At 60.6% G+C, this 17,926-nt stretch carries 15 protein-coding genes and 1 other RNA gene; 3 read left to right on the forward strand and 13 right to left on the reverse strand.

Going from position 1 to position 17,926, the window contains the following annotated elements; genetic code table 11:
* Position 1: 1 nt before the first annotated feature.
* Positions 2-2,398 (forward strand): SEC-C metal-binding domain-containing protein, encoded by a 2,397-nt coding sequence (locus DESUT3_RS20950; RefSeq protein ID WP_225911493.1) that lies wholly within the window; start codon positions 2-4, stop codon positions 2,396-2,398.
* 27 nt (positions 2,399-2,425) lie between these two features.
* A complete protein-coding gene (locus tag DESUT3_RS21335) occupies positions 2,426-2,722 on the forward strand; it encodes an Ada metal-binding domain-containing protein (protein ID WP_221248752.1) in 297 nt (98 codons plus the stop codon).
* Positions 2,723-2,880: 158 nt separating this feature from the next.
* On the opposite strand, the gene ssrA is transcribed toward DESUT3_RS21335, so the two are convergent.
* From ssrA to DESUT3_RS12175, 8 genes are all read right to left on the reverse strand, one after another.
* Positions 2,881-3,232, reverse strand: a transfer-messenger RNA (tmRNA) gene (gene ssrA, locus DESUT3_RS12140).
* A 147-nt stretch (positions 3,233-3,379) separates the two neighbouring features.
* Positions 3,380-3,838 (reverse strand): SsrA-binding protein SmpB, encoded by a 459-nt coding sequence (smpB, locus tag DESUT3_RS12145; protein WP_221248753.1) that lies wholly within the window; start codon positions 3,836-3,838, stop codon positions 3,380-3,382.
* Positions 3,828-4,301 (reverse strand): SoxR reducing system RseC family protein, encoded by a 474-nt coding sequence (locus DESUT3_RS12150; RefSeq protein WP_221248754.1) that lies wholly within the window; start codon positions 4,299-4,301, stop codon positions 3,828-3,830. The genes smpB and DESUT3_RS12150 overlap by 11 nt, the downstream gene beginning before the upstream one ends.
* A gap of 145 nt (positions 4,302-4,446) precedes the next feature.
* The gene (locus DESUT3_RS12155) at positions 4,447-5,712 is read right to left on the reverse strand and encodes an amidohydrolase family protein (protein WP_221248755.1); all 1,266 of its coding nucleotides are present in this window, start codon (positions 5,710-5,712) and stop codon (positions 4,447-4,449) included.
* A gap of 19 nt (positions 5,713-5,731) precedes the next feature.
* A complete protein-coding gene (panD, locus tag DESUT3_RS12160) occupies positions 5,732-6,133 on the reverse strand; it encodes an aspartate 1-decarboxylase (protein ID WP_221248756.1) in 402 nt (133 codons plus the stop codon).
* A 4-nt stretch (positions 6,134-6,137) separates the two neighbouring features.
* Positions 6,138-6,989 (reverse strand): pantoate--beta-alanine ligase, encoded by an 852-nt coding sequence (gene panC, locus DESUT3_RS12165; protein ID WP_221248757.1) that lies wholly within the window; start codon positions 6,987-6,989, stop codon positions 6,138-6,140.
* Between the two features lie 101 nt (positions 6,990-7,090).
* A complete protein-coding gene (gene panB, locus DESUT3_RS12170) occupies positions 7,091-7,894 on the reverse strand; it encodes a 3-methyl-2-oxobutanoate hydroxymethyltransferase (RefSeq protein ID WP_221248758.1) in 804 nt (267 codons plus the stop codon).
* A gap of 296 nt (positions 7,895-8,190) precedes the next feature.
* On the reverse strand, positions 8,191-8,772 hold the full coding sequence (locus DESUT3_RS12175; RefSeq protein ID WP_221248759.1) for a flavin reductase family protein: 582 nt from the start codon (positions 8,770-8,772) through the stop codon (positions 8,191-8,193).
* A gap of 168 nt (positions 8,773-8,940) precedes the next feature.
* Between DESUT3_RS12175 and DESUT3_RS12180 the strand changes: the two genes are divergently transcribed.
* Positions 8,941-9,195, forward strand: coding sequence for a hypothetical protein (locus DESUT3_RS12180; RefSeq protein WP_221248760.1), 255 nt, complete (start codon positions 8,941-8,943; stop codon positions 9,193-9,195).
* Between the two features lie 225 nt (positions 9,196-9,420).
* On the opposite strand, the gene DESUT3_RS12185 is transcribed toward DESUT3_RS12180, so the two are convergent.
* The 5 genes from DESUT3_RS12185 to tsaD form a co-directional block, all read right to left on the reverse strand.
* The gene (locus DESUT3_RS12185) at positions 9,421-14,187 is read right to left on the reverse strand and encodes an NAD-glutamate dehydrogenase (protein ID WP_221248761.1); all 4,767 of its coding nucleotides are present in this window, start codon (positions 14,185-14,187) and stop codon (positions 9,421-9,423) included.
* 382 nt (positions 14,188-14,569) lie between these two features.
* Complete coding sequence (locus DESUT3_RS12190) at positions 14,570-15,454, reverse strand: peptidylprolyl isomerase (protein WP_221248762.1); 885 nt, start codon at positions 15,452-15,454, stop codon at positions 14,570-14,572.
* Positions 15,444-16,271, reverse strand: a complete 828-nt coding sequence (gene rsmA, locus DESUT3_RS12195; protein ID WP_221248763.1) for a 16S rRNA (adenine(1518)-N(6)/adenine(1519)-N(6))-dimethyltransferase RsmA — start codon at positions 16,269-16,271, stop codon at positions 15,444-15,446. Before rsmA ends, DESUT3_RS12190 begins: the two co-directional genes overlap by 11 nt.
* A 67-nt stretch (positions 16,272-16,338) precedes the next feature.
* The gene (locus DESUT3_RS12200) at positions 16,339-16,827 is read right to left on the reverse strand and encodes a DUF2062 domain-containing protein (protein WP_221248764.1); all 489 of its coding nucleotides are present in this window, start codon (positions 16,825-16,827) and stop codon (positions 16,339-16,341) included.
* A gap of 35 nt (positions 16,828-16,862) precedes the next feature.
* A complete protein-coding gene (tsaD, locus tag DESUT3_RS12205; RefSeq protein WP_221248765.1) occupies positions 16,863-17,879 on the reverse strand; it encodes a tRNA (adenosine(37)-N6)-threonylcarbamoyltransferase complex transferase subunit TsaD in 1,017 nt (338 codons plus the stop codon).
* Positions 17,880-17,926 lie beyond the last annotated feature (47 nt).

The following is a 17,926-nucleotide window of genomic DNA, read 5'->3' on the forward strand; positions in this document are numbered from 1 at the left end:
GATGACTGACAATCCATCCTCTACAGAGCCACCCTCTCCCGACGAACTCTGGTTCAAGGCCCTCACGCTGAAGAATGGTGGCAATGCAGAAGAGGCCCGAAAAGTCGTTGAGGCCTTACGTCAGCGAATCGAGAACACCGCTTCCCAAATTAAGGATTTGATACTGGCTCAGACGCCGCAGAGCCTGCTTGGCTTTCTATGGGGTGGATTACTGATTGGAGTAATTAAGCAGCAGAAGGCAGAGGAAGTTGATAGACCAGAGCACAACCCTGAAAACCTTCAGGTTGCGCTTGAATATGTACATGCGGTCCTCAGCTGCTTCGTGGGTCACCCTGAAGGAAAGAATGTCCTCGAAGAAGAAGCTGCAAAAGAAATTGTCCGACTCTCAGAAGATCTGAGAAAATCGACCATGTTCTATTGCATGGCGACCACCGAGTACAGGGGTGGCGGAGAATTCGGCGAAGAAACCGGACACGTTGAATTCACTGCAAAAACGACCTGGGTACTCATCAGAGGGCATCGTTATCAGGTACTAGAGGAAGAGTTCTTCAATTACATGCTTGCCCCTCACAATGAAGCTCTTTTGAGCGTCTATGGCAATGGGGCAGCTGAAATTGCTTCAGGCGTTCAGGACATTGCCAATTCAATGCGTGATGGGTTTGAGCACGCCTATAAGGAATTGGACAGACAGAGGGAGATTGCTTGCGAACAATTACTTGAAAGTGAAGCACCCTCGGCTGAAGAAGCCATAGAAGCCTATCGAAAAGACAATCCCGAATTGATGACCAAAGGCTACGCCGCCATTCAAGACCTGTTCTTCGGTGGCATTTGCAACCTGAGCAAACATACGCAATTGCCCGAGCCCCTTCTTCAGGATCTTGCATATGAGCGTGGCACAAATACCGAGTTCTTTGAACCCGGCCCCCTCTGTGGAACGTTGCTTCGAACCCTTCCCGCCCGCATCAAACCCCTGGTTAAACTTGACGATGGCTACTATGCCCCAGACGCTCAATTTATCAGAGACGCAGCCTACCGGGCTATTCAGCGGGGCCTTCTGGCCCGGATGCCTGGATATAAAGAGGAATGGAATCGCCGCCAGAAGGCCCTGACCGAGGGGGCTTTTGCAGATATATTTCGTGGCCAGCTGTCAGGGGCAGAAATTCTGACCGAGGTTTACTACCAGGACCCGACAACGGGCAAGTGGGTTGAGAATGACACGCTGATACTGCTAGACGATGTGCTGCTTCAGGTGGAAGTCAAGGCGGGCCTAGGGGCCATGCATTCGCCTGCAACAAACTTCAAAAACCACGTCAGGGCAATTCAGAATCTTGTCGTCAATGCGTACCGACAAACCAGACGCTTTTTGGAGTATCTGAACTCAGCCGCTGAAGTCCCTCTATTTGAACTTCGGAACGGGGAGTATATCGAAGTTCGCCGTATCCGATTGAGTGATTACCGCTTCGTCGTGCCAATTGGACTTACGGTAGAGTCATTCTCTCCCTTTGCAGCGATGTGCAAAGTGCTCCCCGAGGTCGAACCGATCCTGGGCAAGCAACCCTTCATATCGATGTCGATTGACGATTTGTTCGTGCTCAATCGCTTCCTGCCGACGACCGGAGAACTTCTCCACTATTTGGAGGTCCGACAGGTCGTTGCGGGTATCAAGCAGGTCAAGCTGTTTGATGAGTTCGATCATTTGGGTGCATACATCCAAAAGAACCGCTTTGACTTCACCATCCAAGAACAACTAGCTGAAGGAATGGACGGGCTCACTTGGGACGGGTTCAGTGCCGAGGTCGATAGGTATTTTGAGGGGGACCGGTGGCAGAATGAGCCTCCACCTTCGCAGCCCTATCCTGACGAGGTAAAAACACTTCTCGCCGCACTGGCCGAAACACGCGCACCGGGCTGGATCAAGGCAGATTCAAGTATCCGCAACTTGGATATGGATACACGTGAAAAAATTGCCGAAGGCATCAATACGCTAGCTCCTACCCTCAGGCAACACCCCCACCGCTATTTCGCCCTTGATGTCGATCCGGCGCTATTGTTGTATATGTGTCGTGACAACCAGCCCGACTTCAATGGGGGCATCCGACAAGCTGAGATCGTTTCCCTCTCATTGAATCAACCGAGTGTCATGGTCATTTGCTTTTCATACCGACCAGACGGCGAGATAAACAAGGCGCAAGGCTTTACGGTTAAGCGGCCACCTATGATCAGGGCAGATTACACCGAGTTACTTGCCAAGGCAGAATCTATGAAGGCAAGAATCGTTAAAAATGTTCCTGCCTCTGGGATAGTCAAACAGGCAGTAGGCGGGAAAAAGATTCGGCCCAACGATAAGTGCTTTTGTGGCAGTGGCCGAAAATACAAGAAATGCCACGGGCGAAAATAGTTGAGAGGCTTGAGGAGGGGAATAAAAATGGACAAAACATACAAGCTTCTTGCCGCTGACGGCAGCACTATCATCAGCCCTGCCCCAGGCACCCTGGGCGGCAACAGCAAAGCTAAAATATACGGCCAGCTTAGCTGCTTAGCGGCCAACCGTGCCTTAGCTAAGGGGTATGCCCGCCATCGGGTATTTTTCGCCGATGAACGAGCCGCCATCGCTGCTGGGTATCGCCCCTGCGGAAGCTGCATGAGGGATCAGTATAAACGGTGGAAAGCTGGCGGGACTCCAAACACTCCAAATTACCCTTGGCTTGTAAGTCCGGCCTAGGATGGTGAACAGGATTTTTTCCGCGTGCAGTTTGCGTGCAGTACGGGAGACAATCTGAGCGCATCTAATGTATCCCAACATAGCAGTGCAATTAATTGCAACGCACTGAACACAAACAAGAAAAGGCCAGTTCATGGGAACCGGCCTTTTCTGCCAAATGGTGGAGGTGGCGGGAATCGAACCCGCGTCCGAAAATCTTTCACGTAAGGCTTCTACATGCTTAGTCTGTATTTTAAATTAACCTGGCAAACCTCCCACAGACAGGATTTTTGACAGGCGAGCCTGCTTTGGTTTCGCTTTCAGGCCACAGGCACTCCCGAAAACTATCCCGCTAAATTAACGTCTCAAGCCCTACACGGGCGATAAGTCAAGAGACGCGGCTGCAATTAAGCAGCCAGTGCGTAACGAACGTCGTTGTCGGCGTTTGTTTGTGTTGGGCTTTTTTACGGAGCCTGCCCACTCCGGCATGCCACCTTCGCTTCCAATCCCCGTCGAAACCTTGGCACCCCCTTAAAGACCGTGATTCGTGACTGGTTTAACTGGTTTAACTGGTTTAACTGGTTTAACTGGTTTAACTGGTTTAACTGGTTTTTTCGTAACTGCACCCCAATAGTCTCATAAATGGTGCAGGATTTCAAGCATTTGTCCTGCGGGCCACTATTTCTGGTGATCGCGGATGGCGCGGGCGGTTTCGCGGTCGTGCTGTTTGCGTTTGAGGGTTTCGCGCTTGTCGTGGAGCTTCTTGCCGCGGCCGAGGCCGATCTCGAGCTTGGCGCGGCTGTCCTTGAAGTAGATCTTGGTCGGCACCAGCGAGAGGCCGCGCTGCTCGACCTTGATGGTGAGCTTTTCGATCTCTTCGCGGTGCAGCAACAGCTTGCGCATGCGGGTCGGGTCCGCGGGGTTTTCGCGGTTGCCGTACTCGTAGGGGCTGATGTTCATGTTGTTGATGAACACCTCGCCGTCCTTGATGCGGCAGAAGCTCTCCTTGAGGTTCACCTTGCCCAGGCGCAACGACTTCACTTCGGTGCCGGTGAGCACGATCCCGGCCTCGTAGACCTCGTCGATGAAGTAGTCGTGGTAGGCCTTCTTGTTGGTGGCGATGATTTTAATTCCCATTTTTCAGATCGTCGGGCAAGTGTTCGTCCAGGGGGATGATTTCCACGATGCGGGGCATGTAGTTCTCTTTGGGGATCGCCCGGCTGCCGACCTTGATGACCATGTATGAGCCGGCCAGAAAGGCGGTCCCGAGAATGGCGGACAGCAGGTTGGGATCCACACCTTCGAGCTTTTCGCCGACCAGGTTGCCGATCACCGCACCGACCAGCAGGGCGATCAGCGGGACCATGTACAGCACGAAGGAGGACTGCAGGAAGTTCTTGGTGCTGGTGACCAGCCGAACCCGCTCGCCGACCTGGGCGCCGATGCTGTTGTGCGCTTCGATCACCTTGCTCTTGTTGTCAGTACCGACCTGGCAGGCTTCCATCGATGCGCAGTTTTTGCAGAAGCTGCTCTTCTCGCAGAGCACCGCGGCGATGTGCTTGCCGCGAAGCTCGATGACGGTTCCCTGTTCCTCGATCATGGGGTGGCCCCTGGGTTGCGGTTTTTCCTGAAGTTTACCACCCTCCCCATACCTGGGCGCGGAGCTGCGCTGCCGGGCGAGGATGACGTATTGCTTCTATCCACGGGGAGCATCCATCCGCAGAATTGCGAATTATAAAGAGGAGTCAGGATTTTTGCAACACTTCGCGCCCCTTGAGGTAGAGAGCCTCGACCTGCCCCCTGCGCCCTTCGGCGCAAAGGTGGGCTTCCAGGTCGTCCAAGCGGGGCACGGCTGCGGGGCGCAGCACCTGAAAGCTGGCCTCCATGCCTTCCGCCAGGGCTCCCATTCGGTGGTCAAGCCGCAGGGCCCGGGCCCCGTCAAGAGTCGCCAGGCGCAGCAGCTGGTGCGGCCCCAAGTCCCCCTGCAGCCAATCGGCGGCGAAGGCGATCTCGTCCCAGAGTGACAGGGAGTCGCAGCTGGCCAGGCTGTCGGTACCCAAGGCAAGAGGTACGCCGGCCTGCCGGTAGGCCGCCGCAGGAGCCCGGCCGACCCCGAGGTTGGCATTGGAGCGGGGACAAAGCACCACGGTAACCCCCGAGCCGGCGAGCAGCGGCATGTCGCGGGGCTCGACCTGCACCCCGTGCACCAGCAGCATGGGGGCGGCAAGTGCGCCGCGTTCGGCGATGTAGCGGGCCGGAGTGCGGTGGGCCGGTGGCGGCACCATATCGCCCCAACCGACGTAGGGAAAGAGGGTTTCGGCGACGGGACCGGCGGAGTCCTGCAGGAAATCGACCTCGTCGGGAGACTCGGCGAAGTGAACCGAAAGGGGGACCTTGCGGCGGCGGCCGAACTGCAGAACCTCCTCCAGGTAGTCCGCCGAAACCGAATAGGGCGAATGGGGCGAGATCCCCAGGAGCATTTCCCCGGCCTTGACTTCGCCGAGAATTTCGCCGATGCCCCGCAGCACCTTGCGGCCGATCAGCGGATCGCGACCCAGGGTTTCGAGGTACAGGTTGCCCGCCATCGGTGAGCGGCGATAGGCCTGCCGGGCGGGAAAGTAGGAGAGGATATCCCCCACCGCCCCGGTGCCGGCGGCCAACGAAAGGCGTATCCCCTCGGCCAGCGAGGGGATGAAGCGGGTGATCTCCACGCCGCGCTTGACCCGGATCACCCGCAGGATCCAGTCGACAAAGCTGCGCACCTCGGCGGCCTCGCCCACTTCGTTGAGCCAGCGGGGGAAGTGGGTCAACTCCAGGTGGGTATGGGCGTTGACCATGGGCGGGAGCAGGACCGCGTCCCCGAAATCGACCACCTCGGCCCCGCCATGGGCGGCGAGCATCTCCTTGCGGGTCCCCACCGCGACGATGCGCCCGTCGCGAACCAGCAGCGCCCCATCCTCGATGGGCGGGGCGCTGATGGGGGCTAGAAATCGTGCAAGGTAAAGAGTCATGGGCGAAGTTCGTGGTTTCTCAAATGGCTTTCTTGAGCTGGCCCTGGCCGGGGTTTTCCTGTTTGCGCTCCAGGTCCACCTGCTCGTTCTTCTCGTTGACGAAGACCAGTTTCGGCTTGTGGCCGCGGGCCTCTTCGGCGCTCATCTCCTGCCAGCTGGCGATAATCACCAGGTCGGTTTTGGAAACCAGCCTGGCGGCGGCGCCGTTGATGCAGATGGTCCCGCTGCCGGGCTGACCGGCGATGGCGTAGGTCTGGAAGCGGGTGCCGTAGGTGACGTTCCAGATGTCCACCGCCTCGTTCTCATAGATGTCGGCCGCCTCCATGAGCAGGGGGTCGATGGTGATGCTCCCCTCGTAATGCAGGTCGGCGCCGGTGACGGTGGCGCGGTGGATCTTGGACTTGAGCATTTTGCGGGTCATTGCACTAGGCCTCCTCGATTAGGTACTGGTTGTCGATCAGGCGGGTTTTGCCGATTTTAACCGCCAGCAGAATCACCGAATCGACAGTGACTTGGGCCATCTCCTCGAGAGTGCGCCCATGGCAGATCTTCAGATAGTCGATAACCGCGTCGGGCTCGGTCTCGATGCGCCGGCGCACCGCCTGGAGAATTTTCCCGGCATCGGCCTCGCCCTGGGCGACCATGCGACAGGCCAGGGCGATTGCCTCGCTGAGCGACAGGGCCTGGCGCCTCTCGGCGGGCGAAAGGTAGCTGTTACGCGAACTCATCGCCAGCCCGTCGGCCTCGCGGATAATCGGCATACCGAGCACCTCGACGGGGAGGTTGAGGTCCTGGGTCATCCGCTGAATAACGGCCAACTGCTGGAAATCCTTGCGCCCGAACAGGGCCACATCGGGCTGAACGATGCCGAAGAGCTTGGCCACCACGGTGGTCACACCGCGAAAATGTCCGGGCCGGCTCGCCCCGCAGAGGGTCTCGGTCAGCCCCTCGACATTGACGTAGCTGGCATACCCCTTGGGGTACATGTCGCGGGCCTCGGGGGCGAACAGCAGGTCGACCCCCACCGACTCGGCCATGGCGGCATCGCGGCTCAGGTCACGGGGGTAGGATTCGAAATCCTCCCCCACCCCGAACTGGGTGGGGTTGACGAAGATGGACAGGACCAGCAACTCGCCCCGCTCGCGCCCGGCGCGCAGCAGCGACAGGTGCCCCTCGTGAAGAAAGCCCATGGTCGGCACGAAGCTGATCCGCTGCCCCTGCCGCCGGGCGGCCAGGCAGAGCTGCTGCATCTGCTGGATGTCGGTTATTATTTTCATAAAACCAATAATCAGTGATTAGTAATCAGTGATCAGTGAAGAGCAAAAGCGCTTTTGATGTTTGCTAGTTACTCATCACTCTTTACTCATTACTCGAGGGTTTATTTGAAGGAATGCTCGTCGTCGGGGAAAATCCCCTCCTTGACCTCGCGGATGTAATCCCTGACCCCCTGGCTGATGATGCCGGAAACGTCGGCATACTTCTTGACGAACTTGGGGGAATATTTTTCGCACAGGCCGAGAATGTCGTGGATCACCAGCACCTGGCCGTCACAGTGGATCCCGGCGCCGATGCCGATGGTGGGGATAGATACCGATTCCGTGATGCGCTTGGCCAGGGGCTTGGGGATTCCCTCCAGGACCATGGCGAAGGCGCCGGCCTGCTGCACCGCCAGGGCGTCGGCGAGCAGCTTGTCGGCCTGCTCCTCCTTTTTCCCCTGCACCCGGAAGCCCCCCATGCGATGGACCGACTGGGGGGTCAGGCCGATGTGCCCCATCACCGGGACATCCATGTCGACGATGGCGCGGATGGTATCGGCGACGTTGGTCCCGCCCTCGAGCTTGACCGCGTGGGCCCCGCCCTCCTTGACCAGCCGCCCGGCATTCATCCGGGCGTCGCGCCGGTCGACCTGGTAGGAGAGAAACGGCATGTCGGTCACCACCAGGGCGCCCGAAGTGCCCCGCACCACGGCGCGGGTGTGGTAGATCATCTCTTCCATGCTCACCGGCAGGGTATTGTCGTAACCGCTGACCACGGAGCCCACCGAGTCGCCGACCAGGATCATATCGATGCCGGCCAGGTCCATCAGCCGGGCGAAGGGGTAGTCGTAGGCGGTCAGGACGGCGATTTTCTCGCCTTCGGTTTTCATCTTCTGGATGTCGAGAACGGTCTTCTGCTTTTTCACTGCTCGTCCATAATTGGGGAAAACGAAAAATGCCTTCCGGACACCGTCCGAAAGGCATGAACCGACGTAAGAGGGGCCGCCGCAAGGCTGCCGTTCCCGCATCGTGCCGCTATCGCCTTCCGTCCCGGTCCATAGGATCCAGGCGGTATCAGAAAGATTGCTGCGCGGCCGATCTGCTCCAGTGCCAGTACCGGGCCAGCCGCGATAAAGCTTGGTCTAAAAAAGCGTTCTAGTCTATAGCATATGCCGTTTACGGATGTCCACTGTTTTCTCCCGGCGGAAACTGCCGGGGATTCCTATTTTTTCTCGAACAACCGGACGCCGTCGCGGTAGGCCTCGGCGGCTTTTTCCCCCAGGCTCCAATACTGACGAATCCCCCCCAGGTAGACCAGGGGGTCGAAGGATTTGGCAGCGCCGCGTCCTTCGGCGTCAAAGGCCTGTTCCGCCGCGTGAATTTCCAGGATTTCGCCGAGGATCAACCGGTATTCACCCAGTTCGACTTCTCCGCTCACCCGACACTCCACGTTGAGCGGGGATTCGGCCACCAGGGGTGCCGCGACCTTCGACGCTGGGACGCAGTTCAGCCCCGCGGCAGCGATCTTGTCCTCGTCACGACCGGATTTCAACCCGCAGTAATCAGCCTCGACGGCCAGGGAGGCGGGGACCATATTGACCACGAAGCAGCCGGTCTCCTGGATGTTGCGGTAGGTCAGCCGGCCCTGGTTGAGGGCGACGGCCATGGTCGGCGGAGTCTTGCTGACGATGCTCGCCCAGGACGCGGTCATCAGATTGGCCTTGCCCGCCCCGTCGACGGAGGAAACCAGTGTGGTCGGCTGGGGGAAGAAAGTCACGCAGGGACCGAGTTGCCGTTTGTTCATCGCTCGATGCTCTCCATTTTAATTGGGGTGCCGGGCCGGTCCTCTTTATGCCAGACTTGCGGAGAAAAGACAAGGCCTCAATCGCCTTGCGGCAGGTTGCAAATAATCGCTTCGGGGATAAAAATGAAGATAGAAGGACCGGCCGGCCCGGTCAATGGAGGTGTGTTTATGAAAGCTCTGGAAATACTCGACGAGATCCGCTGGCATGATGGATGGTCTTCGCGCATCGGGCAGACCCTCGAGGTCAGGGACAGCACCAAGGACCTGTACATATTCAACGAAAAGCACCAACGGGAAGAGATCCTGAGAGTCCTCAAGGATGTGCCCGAAAACCTCTATCGGCTCTTCGACCTCGAAGAGGCACCCGAGGAGGATTGCGACTACATGGCGGATTCGGGGATGTGCTACCGCAAGCTTCACTGATGCGGCGGTCCACCAGAAAAAGGCGAATTTCGACCTGATGTAAGTGACCATGAAGGTCTTTTGCCCAGATCTTTGGCCACCACCCGTTCGCGCCGCTCGCTGAAGTTCACGAAGGGCACGAAGAGATGCCATGCCCGCTCTAAGCTACTTTTTGACCGGCGTGGCAAATCAATCTTTAACGGACCTTGCCGGGCCGAACCACCCGGCGTCCCTCCGCCCCTGGATTCAGGGCAGCATCCCCTCCAGGGCGTTGATCAGCACGGTGAAGGGGTTGTAGTTGACGGGGGTCACCCCCCGCAGCCCTTCGCGCAGCTTGTGGTAGAACTTAAGCTGCTGCCGGCGCCTGGCGAAATACCGCTCCGGGTTCCCTTCGGCGTTCTGGAGTACCGCCAGGGTCAGGCGGTAGCCGGCGTTCTGAAAACCATCGCGAATCGCCTGGTAGGCCATGCGATCCCAACGGTCGCGGGTCTGCACCGCCTCGGCATCGCGCAGGCAGTCGCGGATCGCCAAAAGCTGCCTGACCTCCCCGTAGATCCGCGCCACCGAGTGCAGATCGGCACCGGTCTGCTGCATTAACGAAACCACCGGCAGGAAATCCTCGAGATAGGGCAGCGCCGCAGCCTGCCTCGCCAGAGAGGCCGGCAGGCCCGCCTCTTCCAGTTCGGCCGCGTTGTCCTTGCAGTTCTGCCAGTCGGCCTCGGGGAGGATCCCCCCCAGTTTCTTCTCAAACGCCTGCACCTTGGCGGCATAGTCCTTCACCAGTTCGGGATCGGGCCGGACCGCCATCTCCTGGGCCATGGCCCAGCTGCAGAGATGGCCCAGGGTCTCCTCGAGGCGCAGCAGCACCTGGTACTGCTGGCGGGAGGGGATCTTGTTGTCGAGGGCGAAAAGCCCCTGTCGCAGGGCAGCCCCCTGGAGCACCTGGTCGAAGCTCAAATAGGCCGCGGCCGCATCGATGAGGGAAGTCCCCGCCTGCCTGGAGAGGCGATTGAGCATGGCGCTGCCGGCCTGGTTGACGATCGTGTTGGTGATCACCGTGGCGGTGATTTCCCGGGCCAGGGGGTGCTCCCCCAGGAGCTTTTCGAAGCGCTGGCGGATCGGTCCTGGAAAATAGCCGAGCAGGTATTCCTGCACCCCGGGCTGGTCGGGCAGGTCGCTTTCGAGAAGCTCCTGAAACAGCTGCATCTTGCTGTAGGCCATGAGGATGGCCAGTTCGGGCCGGGTGTACCCCTGCTTCTTGCGGAAGCGGATCTCTTTGCCGGTGGGCAGGAACTCGCCGCGCCGATCCATCATGCCGACGTTCTCCAGGCGGTCGGACAGGTCGAGGAAAGGTTCGACGTTGGCCGCGCAGCGTGCCTGGTCGAGAGACAGGCAGAGGCTCTGCCCGTAGTTGTTGTCCAGCACCGCCCGGCAGACCTCCTCGGTGACCTCCAGCAGCAGGCGGTCTCGCTCCTGCCGCTCCTCCACCACCTTGTTCTCCTTCAAATAGCGCATGAAGATCTTGAGGTTGACCTCGTGGTCGCTGCAGTCGACCCCGGCCGAGTTGTCCACCGCATCGGTGTTGAGGCGGCCGCCGCCCAGCGCGAACTCGATCCGCCCTTTCTGGGTCATGCCGAGGTTGCCCCCCTCGCCCACCACCTTGGCCCGCAGCTGGCCGGCGTCGATGCGAAGTCCGTCGTTGGCCCGGTCGCCGACATCCTCGTGCTTCTCGGTGCTGGCCTTGACGTAGGTGCCGATGCCGCCGTTCCAGAGCAGATCGACCTCCGCGCCGAGCAGCAGGCGAATCAGCCCCTGGGCGTCGAGCGACTGATGACGAATCCCCAGCCATTGGCGTACCTGGGGAGAAAGGGGGATGTCCTTGGCATCGCGAGGGAACACCCCGCCACCCTCGGAAATCAGCTTGCGGTCATAGTCGTCCCAACTCGAGCGCGGCAGGTCGAACAGCCGTTGGCGCTCCCGGAAAGAGGCTTCCGGATCGGGGTCGGGGTCAAGGAAGATGTGCCGGTGGTCAAAGGCTGCAAGCAGGCGGATCTGCCTGGATAAAAGCATGCCGTTGCCGAAGACGTCCCCGCTCATGTCGCCGATGCCGACCACGGTAAAGGGCTGGGACTGGATGTCCCGGTCCAGTTCGCGGAAATGCCGCTTGACGCACTCCCAGGCGCCGCGGGCGGTAATGCCGAGCACCTTGTGGTCGTAGCCGCGGGAACCGCCGCTGGCGAAGGCGTCATCCAGCCAGAAACCGTACTCGGCGCTGATGGCGTTGGCGGTGTCGGGCAGATGGGCGGTCCCCTTGTCCGCCGCCACCACCAGGTACGGGTCCTCCTCGTCGTAGGTGACGATCCCGGTGGGGCGGACGATGCCCTCGCCCACCCGGTTGTCGGTCAGATCGAGCAGCCCTCGGATCAGGGTCTGGTAAGCCGCCTTGGACAAGGCGGCCCCCTGCTCCCGGGTGGTGAAGGGGGTCTTGACCACAAACCCGCCCTTCGATCCCACCGGCACGATGAGGGCGTTCTTGGTCATCTGCGTCTTCATCAAGCCGAGAATCTCGGTGCGGAAGTCGTCGGGGCGATCCGACCAGCGAAGCCCCCCCCGCGCCACCTTGCCGCCGCGCAGGTGAATCCCTTCCATGTCCGCCGAGTGGACGTAGATCTCGTACAGGGGGCGGGGCGCCGGCATGTCGATGATGCCGATCGCACTGATTTTGAAGGAGAAGAAATAGTCGGGCCGCTCCCGCCGCAGGAAGAAATTGGTGCGCACCGTGGAATCGATGAGATTGAACAGGGTGCGAAGGATGTTGTCCTCGTTGACGTCCTTGACCGCGGCCAGGGCCTCGATCAACTGCTGGCGGATCGGCGAGAGGGCCTGCTCCTCGCGCTGCATGGGGTCGGCCAGGGCGGGGTCGAGGCGGAAGCGGGCCTCGAAATAGCGGAACAGCAGCTTGGCCGCCTGGGGATTGTTGATCAGGGCGAAGGCGACGCGGCGCTTGGTGTAGGGCGAGCCGAGCTGAAAATAGTAGTTGCGGTAGCCGCGGAAAACGTCGATGTCGCGCCAGGAAAGCCCGGTCAGCGGCAGCAGGCGGTTGAGAAAATCGTTTTCCGCCTCACCTCGGCGCAGCGCGCCAAGAGCTTCGAGCAGCTTTGCGCGCATGGCGTACAGGCGCCTTTTCACCTCGGGGGCGGGGCGAATGGCGAAGCTCTTGATATAGATCTCTTTGCCTTCCAGGCTGATGGAGAAGTCCACCTCGTCGATGACCCAGAGGTTGAGATTCTCCAGCAGCGGCATCAACTCGTTGAGGAAGCTCTTTTGCGGGCTGTAGTACTGAAGGCGGAAATATTCCCCCTGCTCCTGAAAGGGGCCCCAGAGATCGAAGAGCTCCTCGCCCGATTCGAACACCTTCTCGATCCCGTCGATATCGCGGATGGCGAAGCGCGGGTGAACCAGGGTCCGGTACTCCCGGGAAAAACTCTGGCTGTATTTGCGCCACAGCCGCCCCCCTTCCAGATCGCCGTGGGCGCGGTCTAGCAGCTTGCGCAGGCGCAGAATCCAGGGCCGGGTGATGTTGGTCAGCCCCCGCTCCAAGCGGTCGAGATCGAGGTGGATCTCGTCCTGGCCGGGGAGCACCGAAACATGCAGACTCAGGTAATCCGTGGAGATGTGAATGATCTTGGACTTGGCCGAGGGGGATTTGAAAAAGCGGCGCAGATAGGTCTCGATGCGCGAGCTGTACTCGGTGGAGTAAAAAGCCCGGGGCATGATGACCAGCAGGGTCAACCCCCGCACAGCCAGGCTCCTGGCGGCGACCACCTTGACCGCCCCCTGGCGGTAAAGCAGGGTGAAGGAGCGCACCGTCTGTGCCAGCTCCTCGGCCTCCATGAAGAACAGCTCCAACTTGGGGAAGGTGTTCAGAATCGCCATGGTTTTGCGGTAATCATGGCAATTCTTGGGAATCCCCAGGGTTTCGAGGGCTTTTTCGATCCGCTTTCGCAAAGAAGCGATGGCGGTGGTCAGCTCATCACTGGCCTTCTGCGGAAAGAGGCCGAGAAACTGGTGCTCGTCCCACCTGCCGGCGGAAATTTTCTCCCGGAAGCCCAGGTAGACCAGGCGGTCGTCGCGGTGCACCGGGCTGGTCCGCTCGATCTCCTCGGCGACCACGTCGGAATCGCGCAACAGGCGCTGCCTGAAGAACGGCTCGAACTCCTCGAGGCCGCGCTGTTCCCGGCAATCCAGCTTAGCCGGGTCTGAGGGGATCCCGAGGGACGATCCGTCCACCTCCTGCACCGAGCAACCGCGTCCCCTGGCTTTGCTGACCTGCAGGCGCCGGTAGGAAAACACCAGGAAGTTGTCCGCCTCCAGCCAGCGCATGAAATCACCGAAGGGGGCCATTTCCGGCAGCTTCACCATCTCCTTCAGGCGCCTGGAAAGCTCCTTGTGATCCCGGGCAACGACCAGGGCGCTCTGAAAAATCTCCACCACCCCCTGCTCAATGCCGGCGTAATGTTCTTCACCGACCCCTTCCAGCTCGATGACGATGAAGGATTCCTTGCTCCCCTCCCCGTCCAGGCCGGCCAACCGGGTCAGTTCCCCCTTGGTTCTGCGCACTCGGATTATGGGGTGGGACAGGACCTGGAACCGCACCTGCTGCCGGGCGAGATAGGCCTGCAGCGAATCGACAAGATAGGGGACATCGGGGCAGTTGGTCAGCAGCAGGGTGTGCCCCTTGTCACCGAAGGGGACGAGTCGGACAGCGACCTCGTCGCGCCTGCTTTCGATGAACAGGAGAAATTCCTTAACCCAATCGGCGAGCTGTCTGGCGGAGGGTGGCGCCAGGTAGGAGAAGGGGGTGCAGGCGAGCAGGATTTCTCCCAGGGATTTGAGGCATGCAAAGCGCTCGCCCCCGGTTTCGCCCTCGAGCAGGGCGAATACCTCGCTGGCCTTTTTGGCGAGATCCTCGTGGGAGATTAGGTTTCCCGGCGGTTCAAAAAGGATTTTCATGGCATCCTCGGGGAGGTTGAGGGACCCGAAGAACATCGGCAAAAAGCGCCCGGCCGTTCAGCCAAACCACCCGGCAGGGGCCGGGTCCCGGCGCGTCTGATGTGATTAAATCTAAATCATCACTGGGCTTTTGGCAAGAAATGGTTTGTCTGGGCGAAACGGGAGTGAGGAGTGAGGAGTGAGGAGTGAGGAGTGAGGAGTGAGGAGTGAGGAGTGAGGAGTGAGGAGTGAGGAGTGAGGAGTGAGGAGTGAGGAGTGAGGAGTGAGGAGTGAGGAGTGAGGAGGATTGCAGCTGATCTTAAACGGATTGAAAAGGGTTATATTCTGGCTCCTGAATCCTGGATGCTCCCCAGGGCGGGCCCTGCCCGCCCTGGGGTTGAACTCAGGCCTGCAGGATTTCGATATCGGCGCGGCGGCGGAGGTCCTCGACCCACTGCTTGAGCAACTGGGCACCGGCGGTCTCCTTGAGAAAACGGCGGATCGACGGGCGGGCTTCCTCGAGGCTCAGGCTGCTGTCAGGCTCATGATCGAGAACCCGGATCAGGTGGACGCCGAAGGGGGTCTCGACGATGTCTCCGACGGCCCCCACCTGCTGGGAGAACGCGGCGTCGGAGAAGGGTTTGACCATGTCGCCGCGGTGGAAATAACCCAGGTCTCCACCCCGCTGGGCACTGGGGCACTGGGAGTGTTCCCTGGCGAGGTCGGCGAAATTATCCGCGGTTGCCTGCTCCTTGATCCGGCGGATTTTTACCAGGGCCTCCTCCCGGTCGCCCGGCGGGGCCTTGACCAGGATGTGACAGGCCCTCGCCCGCCCCGGCTTTTTCATTTTCTCCGGGTGCCGGCGATAGGTTTCCAGGATCTCCGCCTCAGCCGGCTCGGCAACCTGGGCGAGCTTTTTCTCGCTCATCAGGTTCACCGTCAAATCCTGGCGCAGCATCCGGTAATAGGCGATGGGCTGGATCCCGGCCTTGGCGAGGGTGGCATAAAACTCCTCCTCGCTGGGGAAATTGGCGATGACCTTGTCGATCTCCGCCGACACGGCATCGTCGGCGGCCACCACCCCTTCAGCCAAGGCCTCCTGGTAGATCAGCTCGCGAGCCACCAGCTTTTCCATGGCGAGGGCGCGAATCTCCTCCAACTCCTCCACCGAAAGCTGCTCCATGGGCTTGCGGTGCATCTCCATGGCGAAGCCCTGCAGGGCGTTGTGAAAGTCGAATTCCGTAATGATCTTGCCGTTGACCACGGCGACCTTGTCGTCACTCACCATTATCTCCTTGATCCTCCGGCCTGCTGCCCGGATTGGCTTCCATCAGCACCTTCGCCAGGCGCGCGAACTCGGCCAGGTCCAGGGTTTCGCCACGGCGGCCGGGATCTATGCCCGCCACCTGCAGGGCCTCATCCAAACCTTCGAACCCGAATCCCGAACCGACCAGGGCGTTGCGCAGGGTTTTGCGGCGTTGCGAGAAAGCTCCCTTGACCACCCGGGCGAAGAACCGATGATCGGCAACCGGCACCCTGGGCGCTTCCAGGGGCTCGAAGCGAAGCACCGACGAGTGTACTTTGGGTGGCGGAAAAAACGCCCCGGGAGGCACGGGCGTTACCTTCTTGATGTCGAACCAGAGTTGAAAAAGCACCGAGAGGATGCCGTAGTCCTTCCCCCCCGGCGAGGCGCAGAGCCGGTCGCCGACCTCCTTCTGGAACATCAGGATCAGCCTGCTGAAACGCTCGCGGTGCTCCAGAACCTTGAACAGGATCTGGCTGGAGATGTTGTAAGGCAGGTTGGCGACCATCTTGTAGGGCGGATGGTCGAAAAGCACCGCCCAGTCGAGTCGCAGGGCATCGCCCTCGTGCACCACCAGGTTGGGCTCGGGGCGCTCGGCCCACTGGCGAGCCAGGTCCCGGTCGATCTCGAGCACGTGGACCCGACCGGCCGCCTCCAGCAGGTGTTCGGTAAGCGCGCCGAGCCCCGGGCCGATCTCGACAACCCGGTCCCCGGGCTCAAGTCCGGCAGCCGCGATGATTTTGCGAACGATATTGGGATCGCGCAGAAAATTCTGGCCGAAGCGTTTTTTGGGACGATGCATAAAAACCGTGAGGGGTAAGGAGTGAGGGGTGAGGGGTAATAGACGAAAGCATCCAACGCCTCAACCCTCACTCCTCACGTCTTCTCTTGGGTCTGGGCCAGCGCGGAATGCGCCAGGTTTTGACCACGGGGATCATGCGCAGGGTCAAGGCATAGGCAAGCACGGCGCAGATGACACCGTAAACCAGGCTCCCCAGGCAAAGCGGCGTCACCACCTCCCAGCCCAGGGTCTTGAAGGCCGTAAAGGTAAGCTCCTCGGGCAGGTTAAGCCGGGGCATCCCCAGCAACACACGCCCCGACTCGTATTCCAGCGCGTAAATGAAAGGGGCGGTAAAGGGGTTGGTGATCCAGACGCCGACCGCGGCGGCCAGCCTGTTTTCGCGCAGCAGAAAAGCAAAGAAAATGGCGATGGCCATCTGGAAGCCGAAGGTCGGGGTCATGCCGATGAAAATGCCCAGCGCCATCCCCTTGGCGATTTCGTCCGGAGCCCCCTTGAGCCGGCAGAATCGGACAAAAACCAGCTTCGTCTGCCTGATGAATCCCCACTGCCGCCACATATTCCGTTGCCGACGCACCCTCCCCCGATCGCAGCCTAGCGAATGCCTGCCCGGTCCAGGGACCAGGAGGCCACGGCGTTCAGATCGAGCGGGGCGCGATAGCCGGCGGCCAGGTAATGCTCCCCGGCCACGCCGAGCATGGCGGCATTGTCACCGCACAGCCCCGGGGAGGGGAAGAACACCTGGCCCCGGTTCTCCGCGGCCATCTCGCTCATCATCCGGCGCAGCCCGCTGTTGCAGGCGACACCGCCGGCCACCACGACCCGCTCCAGGCCGGTCTCGCGGGCGGCCCGCCAGGTCTTGCGGCACAGAACCTCGACCACCGCCTTCTGGAAGCTGGCGGCCAGGTCCTTGAGGTGCTCGCCCTCGATCGGTCCCGGCTGTCTGCGAACGTAATTGAGCACGGCGGTCTTGATGCCGCTGAAACTGAAATCGAAATTGTCCTGGTGCAGCAGCGGCCTGGGGAAGTCGATGGCGTCGGGGTTGCCCTGCGCCGCCAAGCGGTCGATGAGCACGCCTCCCGGGTAACCCAACCCGACCAGCTTGGCGACCTTGTCGAAAGCCTCCCCCGAAGCGTCATCCAGGGTGCGGCCGAGACCCTGGTAGCGGCCGATCCCGTCGACCCGGTAGATATGGGTGTGGCCACCCGAAACCGCCAGGGCCAGGTAGGGGAAGGCGATCTCCTGCTCCATCAGGGCCGCCAGGATGTGCCCCTCGATATGGTGCAGCCCGACCAGCGGCAGGTCGCGGGCAAAGGCGATAGCCTTGGCGGTGGAGAGTCCGACGAGCAGCGCCCCGACCAGCCCGGGCCCGCGGGTCACGGCAACCCCCTGGATAGCGTTGAGATCCACCCCGGCCCGTTCGAGGGCTTCGCCGATGACCACCGAGATTGCCTCGACGTGCTTGCGCGAGGCGAGCTCTGGCACCACCCCGCCGTAGCGGGCGTGCACGTCGACCTGGGAGGCGATCACGTTGGAGAGGATCTGCCGCCCGTCGCGCACCACCGCCGCGGAGGTTTCGTCACAGGAAGATTCGATACACAATAAAAGCATAAATCCAGTGATCAGTGATTAGTAATCAGTGACGAGTGAAAGCCGGA

This window comes from Desulfuromonas versatilis (assembly GCF_019704135.1).
In the GTDB taxonomy this organism is placed as follows: Bacteria; Desulfobacterota; Desulfuromonadia; order Desulfuromonadales; family NIT-T3; genus Desulfuromonas_A; species Desulfuromonas_A versatilis.